The organism is Tenacibaculum sp. 190524A02b, assembly GCF_964036645.1.
Taxonomy (GTDB): Bacteria; Bacteroidota; Bacteroidia; order Flavobacteriales; family Flavobacteriaceae; genus Polaribacter; species Polaribacter vairaonense.
In genome coordinates this window covers 4,872,654-4,886,949 of the sequence record NZ_OZ038525.1, presented here as the reverse complement: position 1 = coordinate 4,886,949, position 14,296 = coordinate 4,872,654, and the positions used below count along the sequence as shown (strand labels likewise).

Sequence of the window (14,296 nt, the reverse complement as noted above, 5' to 3'; positions counted from 1 at the left end):
ATTAACCATAGTATGAGTCCTACAGAAAAATACCGATTAATACAAGACATCTATTTCTCTTTACAAACTACACTTAGTATTGAAGAGATTATTGATATTCTTGGTGGTTATGGAGTAAAAACCATCCCAACAAAAACCTATACCCAAAAATCGTTAAAGCAATTATTAAATCACCAAACCGATGATAATATTATCATTGCCATAGCCAACGATTTGGATTTATCTACCCCTTATCTAAAAAAGAAAGCAGAAAATCAACCTAAAAAGAAACAAGTATCTCTAAGAAAGATTTTTATTAGTCATGCTATAGAAGATAAAGAAATTGTTAGCAGCTTTATTCAAATCTTACAGAGTATTGGCATTGATTCTGAAATTATTTTTTGTGCTTCTTTTGAAGGTTATGGAACAACTTTAGGTAGTAATACTATGGAAGATATTAAAAACAAGCTAAACGACAATGTTTTAGTTTTTTTCATACTGTCAAAACACTTCTATACCACCTCTATGTGTCTTATGCAGTTAGGCGCTGTATGGGCACTTACTAAAACACATATTTCTGTAGCCATTCCACCTTTTAAATTAGAAAAAATGAGAGGTGTTTTTCAACATTTTAAAGGAATGTATATTAATGAAGAAAAGAACCTTGACTTACTAAAAGATACCTTAGAAAGTCAATTTAATCTTACGCCTAAGCGTCAATTAGTTTGGACTCCTACACGGGATATACTTTTAAGAGATATACAGCAACAAATACAATTACATCATGGGAAAGATAATTCATAATGCTATTGCTACGTTTTTTAAACTATTTGTTCCTATAGTTTATATTACCTTTATTTTAGCGGGATTAGCATGCGCTTTAGTATCTGCCCTCATAGAATATCAAGTATTTTCTGAGCTCTTTAAACTTAGTAATTCTGGAACTTTATTACTATCTGTCTCTTTTTTATTGGTCTTTGCTTTCGAGTCTACCAAAATCTTTTTAATCTTTTTACACAAGCAATATTCTATTACAGGGAATAGTGCTTATATAACGGACAAAAGAGGATTTGTAGGGCTTCGGTTTATGCTCATATTTATTTCTATTGTAGCTACATTAATTTTTTCTTTCTACAATTTACAAAACCCTGAATACGATAAACAACTTACTTTAAGTAAAGACGATATGCAACTACAATATCAATTTGATTTGAAACAACTCAACAACTCTTTTGATACACAAATTGCCATACAAATTAAGTCTGTTGATGCTGCTATACAAAAATACGAGCAACGTATGAAAGCTGAACAAAAACACCTTTTTAGAGATAGTAAAGAGTATAGAGGTCCAAGATATTTAGCTGCTAAAGAAGCCAAAGAGAAACAAGAGCAATTACGCATACAACTCATTAATGATATTGATGAAAAACGTAGGATAGCGATTAAACAACTTACACTTGAAAAAGGTGAAAAATTAAAACAAGCTAAAGGAGACTTAACCACATTCCAAAATGCAGGTAATAAAATGCTTCTTGCTACCCTACGCATTGTAAATATGAGTAATACCTTTCCTGATGTTCAGTATGTATTAATTGTTGGACTTATTAGTTTAATGTTAAGTATAGGAATGGAATTTATTATATGGTCTTCATTTACAGTATTAGCCATTCATCATGGAGATATTTTCGATTTCGGCATTCAAACACAAAAATTTAAAACCGCTTCAGAAGCTTCTTTAGACATTGATAAAACCGAAGCAGAAAACTGGGTAAAAAGCGCACAACAAAAGGCAAAAATCATTGTGAACGGTGTACGCAAACAATCAAAAAGCACCGTAAACAATATCAAAGATAATCTATAACACTAAAAACAAATACTTATGAATAATGAAATTACCAATACCAATAATAATGGTTTAGTTAATCAAGAAAACTCTGCTAATGAAATTCGAAATAAAAAGGAGATTGCTCAACAAATTTTAAATAGAAAAATATCCTTTTTAGACCGTATAGCACCTAGCAAAGAAATCAGAGAGACAATGAAATACAAAGCCGATGTACTCATGCAAGAAGCCAAATCAGATTTAGAAACTCGAAGAATGCACAATGAGTTTTTTCGTCAAGGACTTGCAGAAACATTTAACAAAATTCTTATTGAAGGAAAAAAAGAAATTAGAGGTAAACTTACCCGAGATGGGGTAAAAATGAAAGCGCAATTAGATGAAATTGTTAATGAAATATCCATACTGTATTATGATAAAATGGAAAAGTTAGAAGAATCTATTATGCAAACCAAAAGTGAAAATATGCGAAATAGAAAACTACAAATGTTAGAAGATCGCCTCAATGAATTTGACATGACCGTTAAAATTTTAATGCAAAAATATCAGGACATCAACAACGAAGGTGTCGATAAAATCGGCTATTGATTTATGAAAAATATACAGATTAAACTACTTATAAGTATACTATTATTAGCATACACTGCTTGTAATAATCCCAAAACCAAAATAGATTACTTAAATGAATACCAACAATTTATTTTAAAAATAAAAAAAGAATGGTCTTCTTATGATACTGACCAATGGAATCATCAAAACCAAATAAATAAAAAATATAGCATTGACTATTTAAATACCTTTTACCATCAAATGACTCCTTCAGAAATCATAAGAGTAAAACGATATGATTTAGCTTTTCATTTTTATAAAGGAGATATTAATATTAAAGCTTTATTATCTGGAAAATACAACTTCGTTATTCAAGAATATCTCAAAGAATTAAAAGCCATTAACTGGGAAATTATCACTGGTATAAATGAACTACAAAACGAAGAGCTAATTACCTTTATAGATCGTTTATCACAATAATGCTCTTTGTTCTATTTACGTTGTGACTTATCTCAGATTGGTAGATACTAACAATAACAAAAAGTCACTGCGAAAAATGTAATGAAATGAAGTTTTGTGGCAGTCTGCTTCTTAAGAAACAGATTACTTCATAGCTCCATAAATTACGCTATTCGCAACTACTGGAGCTTCTAATCGTTGTTTTTTCCGTTATGACTCACATCATTTTGGAAGGTATTCACAACTAGATCTTGTTGTATTTGTCGCTTTTCCTGGTTGTGACTGATCCCTGTTTGGAAGGTATTCACAGCTCGTTCATTGAAGAGACGTTTCTAGTCCAGGTTGTGACTTATATCAATTTGGTAGATACTAACAATAACAAAAAGTCACTGCGAAAAACGTAATGATAATGAAGTTTTGTGGCAGTCTGCCTCTTAAAAAACAGATTACTTCATAGCTCCATAAATTACGTTATTCGTAACGACACTTTTTTTACATTGTGACTTATATCAGTTTGGAAGGTATTCACAACTACCACATTTCAAGTATGGTAAAAAATATAGTTGTGACTCATCTCTGTTTGGCAGGTATTCACAACACTACTTCAGGATTATGAGGATGAAATATTGTTGCGACTGATCTCAATTTGGAAGGTATTCACAACTCAAAGCTTCTTAAATCGCAAAATAAATAGGTTGTGACTTATATCATTTTGGAAGGTATTTACAACTAATTCGTTTTTAATTTATCTTCTACTACCGTTGTGACTTATATCAATTTAGAATGTATTCACAACGAGTATTTTTTTAAAATATAAATTATTTTCGTTGTGATTGATCTCTATTTGAAAGGTATTCACAACAAACCTCACAAGTCTTAAAGACCTGTGAGGTTTTTTTATACCCAAAATGCAATTCAACACCTTCAAAAAATATTTAAACACCCAAAACTCCTCAAATTTGAGGAGAAGCTTTTCTCCCCAATATTGGGCTGTTTTAGCATGCTTTAATCTCACAATTTTGTAGGTGTAATTTTAAAAACAAAAAAATGAGAAGAGCATTACTCGTGGGTATTAATCATTATCCAAAAAGTCCATTAAACGGATGTATTAACGACGCAAACCGCATGCATGAAGTTTTTGCTACCCATGAAAACGGCAATCCTAACTTTTCTTGCAAACGCCTGACCTCAGATAAAATAGAGGTTACCCGTGGTTACTTAAGAAAAAAAATTGAAGACCTGTTTAACCATAGGGATAACGATACTACCCTACTCTACTTTTCTGGTCATGGAGCCACCACCAAAGCAGGTACTTATCTGGTAACGCAAGATGGAGAACCTAACGATTATGGAGTAAGTTTAATGGAAATTGTTGCCTTAGCCAATAGTTCAGTGGCAAAAGAAGTAATTATCATTCTAGATTGCTGCTATGCAGGAGATGCTGGGAATAGCATTGATTTAGGAGAACGAAAAGTAGTACTACGTGAAGGCGTTTCTATTTTAGCCGCTTCTACAGACAAACAATATTCTTATGAAAAAAGCGGTGGCGGTATTTTCACCAATATTATTTACGACGCCATGCAAGGTAGCGCCGCAGATCTTAGAGGTAAAATTAACCTATCGAGTCTGTATTATTTTGCCGATACGCAACTCGATGCTTGGCAGCAGCGACCACTATTTAAATCACACGTGTCACAAATGATTTCTTTACGCAATTGTGAACCTAAAATTCCTTTGGATATTTTACGAAAACTGCCGCAGTATTTCAGTGATACAAAAACAGGATTGCAATTGTCTGTTAATTTTCTGAAAACAGAAGACACCAATAACCTCAAATTACAAAAGGTTATGGAACATTTGCACTTATACCACACCAATGGCTTACTACAATTAACCACAGCTAAGACATTGGAAGCAGCCGCCCAAAAAAACGAAGCATGCACCTTAACTCCATTAGGAAATTATTATAAAAAATTAGCCCTTTCAAAAAAAATATAAGCACAAAAAAATTAAATATGAGTCCAACTGACAAACACCATTTAACCAACGAAATTTATTTGTGCCTACAAAGCACTCATACAGAAGAAGAGTTAAAACAAATATTTATAAAATACGGTATTCATCTAGAGCTTTCTAAAACATATACTATAGATCAACTCAAACAAATTGTAAGAGATAGTAAAGATGATATTGTATTAGATATTGCCAGAGACCTTAACCTATCCATTACCGCATACACCCAAAAAAACAATACTAAAAAGCAAAACAAAGCAACTTATTTGAAAAAAGTTTTTGTGAGTCATGCCCCAGAAGATACCGAAATTGCATCTGATTTCACCCAAATACTGGAAAGTATGGGCGTAAATCCCGAACATATTTTTTGTTCCTCTTTAGAAAGTAACAGTACTCCTTTAGGCAGTAATTTTGAAGAAGAAATTAAAACACGATTGTCTGATGATGTCTTAGTACTCTTTCTAATTTCAAATAATTTTTACAACTCTACAGATTGCCTATTGCAAATGGGCGCAGCATGGGGATTAACCAAAGCACAAATTTCTATTGCTATTCCTCCTTTTGATTTAAAGGAAATGAAAGGTGTTTTTCAAAAGTTTCAGAGTATACATATCGATCAAGAAAAGCAATTGAACTTGTTAAAAGAAACTTTAGAATCTAAACTTAACCTTAAACCCGAAAGATATTTAAGATGGGAACAAAAACGAGATTTGATTTTAAAAAGTATTCGAGAGCATATTTCTAAAGAAAAATACTAAACTATTTATGTTGTGACTCATCACAGTTTGGAAGGTATTCACAACTGATCGAGTATTCTTGTTTTGCTTTGGATCGTTGTGACTCATCACAATTTGAAAAGTATTCACAACATAAAACATGTTATTATAAAGAGGGAAGACTGGTGAAGTATTATTATTTACGAGATAAAATGGTATAAAATACAAATAGACAACTTCTCGATACAAAGTTATTTTTCATTGCATTACAAATAATTTCACTAGAAGTAACATTCCATATACCAAACTATACTTTGTTAATAACACAATCGCTGAACTGATAAGTAAATTATCTCATTTCTCAGAAAATCAATCACAACAACAAACAATATTCTATATATGAAAACAAATTATTTTACCTATTACCAACCTTGGGCGGTTGTCTTTGTAGTTGGAAGCACCTTATTGGGTATTATTTGGGCACAACAATTCAATTGGTCCTATCCTATTATTGGTATAGGATTATTAGGAATTGTTTTAAAAATCATAGACCAATGGTTATGGAAATATCCGCCTTTTTCTTGGCTTTTTACCATTAAAGACTTTTCCGGCACCTATACGGGTACGCAAGAGTGCTTTATTATTGAAAAAGAAGACCATTGTACTACCAAAAAAATATACATCGATGTTACGATGGTTATCGTACAAACTGGGAGTTCTATAACCGTAAATGCTTTTTATAAAAGACACAACAAAAAGTCTTCTAATTCCCACAGTAACCTTTGTATGATTACCAAAACAGAAGATAAACAGCACTTTAAAATTTTGTATCAATATACCAACGAAGGGAATGAAGCACTAGACACTCATTTTGGTACCTGCATTATAAAAGTAAAAGAACACAGTGGTAATTATCTTTTAGAAGGTACTTACTATACAAACAGGAAACCTTATCCAACCAAAGGAAACTTTAAAAACCTTACAAGAACCTCAACAAAAACTATACATCCATTTTAAACACAAACACTCATGGCAACATTACATAAAGAATACAATACATTTTACCATACTATAAAACTCACACAAAAACGTAAAGACGATTTATTAGGCAGCAGAAAATCGCTTCGTAAAAAAATAAAAGACTGGTTTGCAGAAAATAAACCTGACAAACTACAGCCTACGTTTAAAGGACAAGGATCTTTTGAAATGGACACCACCGTAAATCCTATTGTAGTAAAAGATCAAGATGGAAACGAACTTCGAAAATACGATTTAGATGACGGAGTGTACTTCAACGAAAAAAAAGACGAAGACAACAGAGAACATATTTCAACTTGGCACAACTGGGTATACGAAGCAGTAAAAGATCATACAGAAACAGATCCTATTCGAAAAAACACTTGTGTACGTGTAATTTTTTCAGATGGACATCATGTAGATTTACCCATTTACTATAAAGAGGGTACTAAACCTGAACTAGCGCATCGTGCTGAGGGTTGGAAAGAAAGCGACCCTCCAGAATTTACCCAATGGTTTTTAAACAATGCCAATCCGCAAATAAAACGCTTGGTTAGATATATTAAAGCTTGGAAAGATTTTAGACATCAAAAAAACAGTCATTTAAAACTTCCTTCTGGTTTCGCCTTAACTATTTTAATCGTAAACAACTATGTAGAAGATGATAATGACGATACTGCATTTAGAGAAACGGTGAGAAAAATGTTAGACACACTTACAGCACCTAACGGTTTTACTTGCAAACGCCCCACAACACCAAAAGGCGACAATGTTTTTGCCGATTATTCCAAAACTAGAAAGGAAAATTTTTTAAACACCTTACAAAATTTAGTTTCCGATTGCGATCGAGCAAAAAACGAAACCAACTTTAAAAAAGCTTCTGAGTATTTACGAAACAATCAGTTTGGCGATCGTTTTCCTAAAGGTTCAGATGCAGATGAAGAAAGCCAGAAAAAAGCAATGGCTAGTACTTTAAACACTAGTTATATAAAACCTAAACCGTATGCAAATTAATACACAAATTGCAAAGGTATTAGCACAATATCCTGAACTTTCTTTTAACCAAGCAACACAAGTATTTACAGGAACACTGGAAGTATTTTCTGATGATATGTATACGGTAAACATAGACATTAGCCCTTGGAATTCAAGTTTTCCAAGGGTATTAGAAACAGGAGAACGAATCCCTAAAGATATCGATAGGCATGTGTATTCTGATTCTGGATATTGTTGCTTTACAACACCCAGATTAGAAGAAATCTACCTAAAAACAAAGGTAAAAACCTTAGTTCAGTTTATAAGGCACATCTTAATTCCGTATTTACAAAACAACTCTTATTACGAACTACACAAAACGTATAGTAATGGAGAATTTGCCCATACCAATAGCACCTTACAAAGCTACCAAACGTTATTAGGAATTACGGATGCTGCAACCATTATAAAAGCACTCTATCAATATATAGAAGGAAACAAACTACGTCATAACCACCTTTGCTATTGCGGTAGTGCACGCACATTACGAAAATGTACAAACGGTACGCATAAATTAGGCTACGATAAACTACAATATATCGCTACCTCTAATTTAAAAAAAGACCTACTCACTTTGTTGGGAGATTATAAAGAACAGCACAAATTAGCAAATAACACTTAAAAATTGTACACCATGAATCACACTAACAGAAGACTAAAATCTAACCAAAGACGCTCAGTCCCTAGTATTCATAAAAACGGAGAATTGGCAGTATTTTATAACCTAGCTTATAACCGTACCAGTAATTTTATTAAAACAATACAACGAAAAGACAAGGCACAAGAGTTTACTGAAATTCGATATATTTTCTTTCCTAAACATTCTGAATCTGGAAAACAAAAAGAAAAGATAGACTGGAACGATTTAAACCATAAAATTAACGGACTTACCGATAGAACCTACTCTGAACTCAAAGTATTTTTTTGGAATACTGTGAAAGGAAATAACATTCGTTTTGTAACTCCAGAAGAAATTAAAGAAATAAATCATATTTTACTCTTGTTACTTCGCTTACGCGATTATCATTCACATTATTGGCACGAAGAAACCGCTATTTATCCATCTAACACCGCCAGAAATGTATTAGATCGCACTTATAAAATTGCCCTAGCAAGTTATCAACCTAAAATTAATTTTGCCATAGATGTATTGCATTACGATACCTGTTGGAATGCAAAAAAACCTGAAAAATTAAGCAACTTAGGAATTGATTTCTTTTTAAGCTTCTTTTTAACCAGAGGGCAAATGGAGTTGTATATGAAATCGCGACAATACCTAAACCGTGGTGGCTATTCCAAACCACCAACACAACAAGGTAAATCCGCTAATCCAGAAAGTTATTTATACGATGCTAACGGAAAGCTCAAAAAACGCAAAGACGGTACTTTTCGTTCTTCCGAAGATATTATCGATTTAGAAAAAAGTAAGTTTATTGCTTCGTTCTATGCTCAACGCGATGCTTCTGAAAGTGCTGGATATTGGTTGGGAAAACATTCACTTTTTGAAGTAGATGCCTTACAATACCATTTATTACAACTCCGTAATTACCTAGGTACGCTTCCTCAGTATTTACACCATCAACTTTCAGAAACTACAGCAACACAAACTGTATGTAGAACTAGTCGTAAACCCACTACTTTATTAGCTGCTTCTATTGCTTATTTAACTGAAGATGTATCTGGTCTTTCATGGCGAGTACATACCGATGATATGATTCAGAAAAAAGTTTCCCATGCTGTAGAAAATGAAGCAGAAAAAACTGAAGAGGAGATTCAGAAAATTCCAGCAATGTACTATACCCAAAATGCCACCTATACGCAGAAGCTAGGTATTACCAAAGTACTGGCAGATCGTTTACAACACGATACCGAAACGGTTACAAAAACCGAAGTACAAGTACATCAAGAACTGTATGAAAAAGCGGATCGTATTATGATTCGTATAGAAGTAGCTCCCAATAAATTTATGCACATCAGCATAGGTTATCAGAATTTAAAACATTGGGGAGCCTTAATAGCGATGAGCAAAACTGACGAAACTATTACGGCACTGCAACACTTTGCTACTGCTTTTATGGAATGGTTATGCTACTTAAATAAGCCATCTAAAAAACATTTTTTTATAAACAACTCCTACCTAAAACATTTTAAAGGTATACAAAATACGGATGGTACTTGTAAACACAGCTCTTTATTGCCTAAGATTTTATTACAATTGCAAAACGAAAATTTATCGGAAGCTAAAGCCATGGAAACATTACGCACTCGAATTCAACAAAAACTAGAGCGTATTATCAATCCAGAAAACGAAGGACATTTTGCGGCTATAGTCGCCATGTATAATACGGCTGCTTATGCTACGGGGTATTTTAAAAAGAAAGAACAAGAAGATTTATTAAGAGAAATCAATAGCATCAACAACCGTATTAAAGCTAAAAAAGCTACGGAAGTAGATCTTGCTAAAAAGAGCATATTAGAACGAAAATGGAAAGGGAAAACAAATACCACTGTTCGACATGAAAAAATGTTGTTGATTTATAAAGCCATCGAATGGATTTTAGGAAAACAAGGGAAGTTTACTTCTGTAGCGGCTAAAAAACAATTTGCAAAATATTGTTATTTGCTAGACGACCAACGATGGAAAAAAGAAAATAAAGCGTTAATAGCCGATTGGTTAAATGTGGCGTGTACTGCAAAGTTAAATCCAAAAAAGCACGAAAACGACTTTTTTGAAAACTACCAAGCTAAAGTGTTAACCATTTTAGACGAAGCTCATTCTTTTGATGCTTGTTTTAAGCGTATCACACAATTGGCTATAGATAAATACAAGGATGAATTAGAAAAGAAGTTACCTACATATGAAAAATATGTAAACTTAATTGGCTTAGCTAGACGACTACACATTGCCAATCCGTCTAATGATATACTAAGCAATAAGAATGAGGAGAGCAAACATCCAAACAGAAGAGCAGAAATTTTAGCTCCTTTTTTACGAAAAGAAAAAGATACTGTACATGGGTATATCCATTTACCACATGATTTCTTTTTAATTACTCCTGAAACAAAAGAAGATCTAAAGTTTCAGTTTAAAAAGATGCCAGATACAGTAAACATTTTGGAAAACTTAAAACTACAATGGCAAAACTTATCAAAACAACCAAACTACCAATACTATTTTGCCGATTTTAAAGCAACAAACGCTAAAATTAAGGCTGCTAGAAACGAACAAAACACAAGGGTTTTACACAATTTAAAAGCACAACGCAAACAGATAAAACAACTCTATGAAAATTTATATACCGATACGGTACTTACCTTATTACAAGGACGTTTATTACAAAACGACGCACGACTGCCTTTAGGATGGAAAGAACATCATGTAAAAAGTATTCGTAGTAATGCAAAAACCATAGAAAAAACAATTGAAGGCGTTACGGTTTCCTTTCCTGTAAAGCAATTGAAAAGTCATGATTTTTACAATATAAACCGTATTGAAGCAATAGTAAAACGCTTAAAAAAAGAACAACCTGATAGAGATGAGTACGAATACAAATACATTAAAACCGCTTTACAATTGCATTGGAAAGAAAGTATTGCTTTTGTATCGCAATTGTTAACTTTTGAAAAAGAAAACAAAAAGAAATATACAGACAAAGAAGACACTTCTTTAGCACAAATGGCATATGTTTCTTTTAAAGAATACGAAACCAATTTAGGAAAGTGTTTTAAAAAAATTGAAAAGTTACGTAACAAGGCTTTACATGCAGATGTATTACCTCCAGAATTATCGTACACTGAACTAACGAACACTTTATTAGGATTAAAAAAACAACCTAAAAAACAACGACATAGCTATAATAACACTTATTTTCTCAATCCTAAACAAAAAATAAAAACATAATAATCAATAAGTTAAACACATAAAACAAGTATTACGTTGTGACTCATCTCAGTTTGATAGGTATTCACAACTATAATTTCATCGTTTTCAAATTGATAAATGTTGTGACTCATCTCAGTTTGGAATGTATTCACAATAATATTTAATTATGAATAAATCAAGATTGTCACTTCAAGTGAAATTATTTGTAATGCAATGGAAAATAATTTTGTATCGAGAAGTTTTCGTTTTTTGGAATTGTTCTCGATACAATCCCGATTAGCATCGGGATCACTCGAACTGACAAGATGAAAAACTATTAATCGTAAAAAAGTATAATAAAAACAAACAACACTATTTATAAGATCAAAAAATTAAAAACTACCGTTTAAAATTGTTAACTGAATTACTAAACACTGCTAATTGAAACGTTGTGACTTATAACATTTTGTAAAGTATTCACAACACATAGTAGGTTTGTTGATCTTGTTTGTAAGTTATGACTGATACCGTTTTGGAATGTATTCACAGCTTTACACCAACAAGGGTTTTAGACGTGATTGTTGTGACTAATGACAATTTAAAACCTATTCACAACTGATTTTGATAAAATATAATACGCTATAAAGTTGTGACTCGTGACAATTTGTAACACGTTCATAACATAACGATTGTTGTTATTCATTACTCCTGTGTTGTGACTTACCTCAGTTTGTTAGGTATTCACAACTCATGTTGGTTGGATCTGCAACGATTAACTTGTTGTGACTCGTGACAATTTGAAACTAATTCACAACAATATTTAATTATGAATTTTCAATTACAAATTATGAATAATAAAAACTAACGTCACTGCAAAAACTAAATGATAATGGAGTTTTGTGGCAGTTTAATTCTTAATAAACAGATTACTTCATAGCTCCATAAACTACGCTATTCGCAATGACCCATTTTTTTACGTTATGACTCATCACAGTTTGGTAGGTATTCACAATATTAATGTAACAATGTACCAGTATTTCAATGTAACAATTTGTGATAATTTATAAGCATTCATAATATATTTATACTAAAAAACGTCACTGCGAAAAACGAAATGATAATGAAGTTTTGTGGCAGTCTGCTTCTTAAAAAACAGATTACTTCATAGCTCCATAAATTACGCTATTCGTAATGACATATTTTTTACGTTGTGACTCATCTTAGTTTGGAAGCTATTCACAATACAAAAATTAAAGACAATAAAAAGGTTAAAATCAGCTTTTGTAATTATCTACTTAACAAACCTCTCTTTAACAATCTTTGTTATCTTAGCGGCTCATTTCATCATTTAAAATGACTCAAAAATTACGTCCAATAATGTTGGTAGGTACTGGTTCTGATGTTGGTAAAAGCATGTTAGTAACTGGTATTTGTCGCATTTTAAAACAAAAAGGATATGCTCCTGCTCCTTTTAAAGCTCAAAACATGTCTTTAAATAGTTTTGTTACCAAAGATGGACTAGAAATTGGACGAGCTCAAGCTGTGCAAGCTGAAGCTGCAGGTATTGCATGCACCACTGAAATGAATCCTGTTTTGTTAAAACCTTCAGGAGCTAACAAATCGCAAGTTATTTTGCATGGAAAACCTATTGGAGACCAAACAGCCCGTTCTTATTTTTTAGGAAATAACAAACAGCATCTTTTCCAAGAAGTACAAAAAGCTTTTAATAAACTACAAAAACAATACAGCCCTATTGTATTAGAAGGCGCTGGTAGTATTAGCGAACTGAATTTAAAACACAGAGACATCGTAAACATGCGTATGGCAAAATACGCCAATGCTTCGGTATATTTAGTTGCTGATATTGATAGAGGCGGTGTTTTTGCAAGTGTTTATGGCAGTATTGCTTTACTAGACGAAGATGAAAGAAAATTAATTAAAGGGATTATCATTAATAAATTTAGAGGTGACATTTCTTTATTTGAAGAAGGAAAAAAAATGATAGAAGAACTTACCAAGGTTCCTGTTTTAGGTGTTATTCCTTTTGCTAAAGATATTTATATTGAAGAAGAAGACTCCTTAGCATTAGACACTAAAAACAAAGCTATTACTTCAGGTAAAATTAACATTGCTGTAGTGTTACTTCCTTTTATCTCAAACTTTACTGATTTCAATAGACTAGAAAAAGACGAGAGAGTTCATTTATTTTATACACGCGCTAAAGAAGATATACAAAACGCTGATATTATCATCCTGCCTGGTAGTAAAAATACAATTGCCGATTTACAGTTTTTAAGGAACGTTGGTATTGCTCAAGAAATCTTAAAAGCTCACGAGCAACAAAAGAAAATTATTGGAATTTGTGGCGGATTCCAAATGTTGGGACACTCTATTTCTGATCCGCATCATGTGGAGAATACTATACAAACCATACCTGGATTGGGTATTATTCCTGCTGATACTATAATGGCTGCAGAAAAAACAACGTTACAATGTAATTTTAAATTCAAAGAATATCAGAATCTTTGTACTGGCTATGAAATTCATATGGGAGTTACTACTTTTAAACACCAGCAAAAATTAAATACTATTAATGATGTTTCTGAAGGTTATGTTGAAGAAAACTGTTGGGGAACTTATATTCATGGAATCTTTGACAATAGCATTGTTATTGATGATCTTTTGAGTGATTTTACTATTGAACAAAACACAGCTACTTTCGATTATAAAAAATATAAAGAAGAAAATTACAACAAACTTGCTCTTCATTTAGAATCGCATTTGGATATGGAAACTATAATTCAACAAATGCAATCGTAATTGTTT

11 protein-coding genes are annotated in these 14,296 nt (G+C 32.3%); all 11 read left to right on the top strand.

Annotated features, from left to right (window positions below; genetic code table 11):
• Positions 1-12 precede the first annotated feature (12 nt).
• The 11 genes from ABNT65_RS20110 (at position 13) to ABNT65_RS20060 (ending at position 14,290) form a co-directional block, all read left to right on the top strand.
• The gene (locus ABNT65_RS20110; RefSeq protein WP_348738397.1) at positions 13-783 is read left to right on the top strand and encodes a hypothetical protein; all 771 of its coding nucleotides are present in this window, start codon (positions 13-15) and stop codon (positions 781-783) included.
• The gene (locus ABNT65_RS20105; protein ID WP_348738396.1) at positions 764-1,840 is read left to right on the top strand and encodes a hypothetical protein; all 1,077 of its coding nucleotides are present in this window, start codon (positions 764-766) and stop codon (positions 1,838-1,840) included. The genes ABNT65_RS20110 and ABNT65_RS20105 overlap by 20 nt, the downstream gene beginning before the upstream one ends.
• 18 nt (positions 1,841-1,858) lie before the next feature.
• The gene (locus ABNT65_RS20100) at positions 1,859-2,407 is read left to right on the top strand and encodes a hypothetical protein (protein WP_348738394.1); all 549 of its coding nucleotides are present in this window, start codon (positions 1,859-1,861) and stop codon (positions 2,405-2,407) included.
• A 3-nt stretch (positions 2,408-2,410) separates the two neighbouring features.
• Positions 2,411-2,848 (top strand): DUF6565 domain-containing protein, encoded by a 438-nt coding sequence (locus tag ABNT65_RS20095; RefSeq protein ID WP_348738392.1) that lies wholly within the window; start codon positions 2,411-2,413, stop codon positions 2,846-2,848.
• A 1,026-nt stretch (positions 2,849-3,874) separates the two neighbouring features.
• Complete coding sequence (locus ABNT65_RS20090) at positions 3,875-4,825, top strand: caspase family protein (protein ID WP_348746709.1); 951 nt, start codon at positions 3,875-3,877, stop codon at positions 4,823-4,825.
• Between the two features lie 17 nt (positions 4,826-4,842).
• A complete protein-coding gene (locus ABNT65_RS20085; RefSeq protein WP_348746708.1) occupies positions 4,843-5,598 on the top strand; it encodes a toll/interleukin-1 receptor domain-containing protein in 756 nt (251 codons plus the stop codon).
• A 357-nt stretch (positions 5,599-5,955) separates the two neighbouring features.
• Positions 5,956-6,573, top strand: coding sequence for a hypothetical protein (locus ABNT65_RS20080; RefSeq protein ID WP_348738389.1), 618 nt, complete (start codon positions 5,956-5,958; stop codon positions 6,571-6,573).
• Positions 6,574-6,585: 12 nt separating this feature from the next.
• Positions 6,586-7,587, top strand: a complete 1,002-nt coding sequence (locus ABNT65_RS20075; protein WP_348738388.1) for a cyclic GMP-AMP synthase DncV-like nucleotidyltransferase — start codon at positions 6,586-6,588, stop codon at positions 7,585-7,587.
• On the top strand, positions 7,577-8,230 hold the full coding sequence (locus tag ABNT65_RS20070; RefSeq protein WP_348746707.1) for a hypothetical protein: 654 nt from the start codon (positions 7,577-7,579) through the stop codon (positions 8,228-8,230). Before ABNT65_RS20075 ends, ABNT65_RS20070 begins: the two co-directional genes overlap by 11 nt.
• A 12-nt stretch (positions 8,231-8,242) precedes the next feature.
• Positions 8,243-11,509: a hypothetical protein gene (locus ABNT65_RS20065; protein ID WP_348738385.1), complete on the top strand. Its 3,267-nt coding sequence runs from the start codon at positions 8,243-8,245 to the stop codon at positions 11,507-11,509.
• A gap of 1,314 nt (positions 11,510-12,823) precedes the next feature.
• Positions 12,824-14,290, top strand: a complete 1,467-nt coding sequence (locus ABNT65_RS20060; protein ID WP_348737395.1) for a cobyric acid synthase — start codon at positions 12,824-12,826, stop codon at positions 14,288-14,290.
• Positions 14,291-14,296 lie beyond the last annotated feature (6 nt).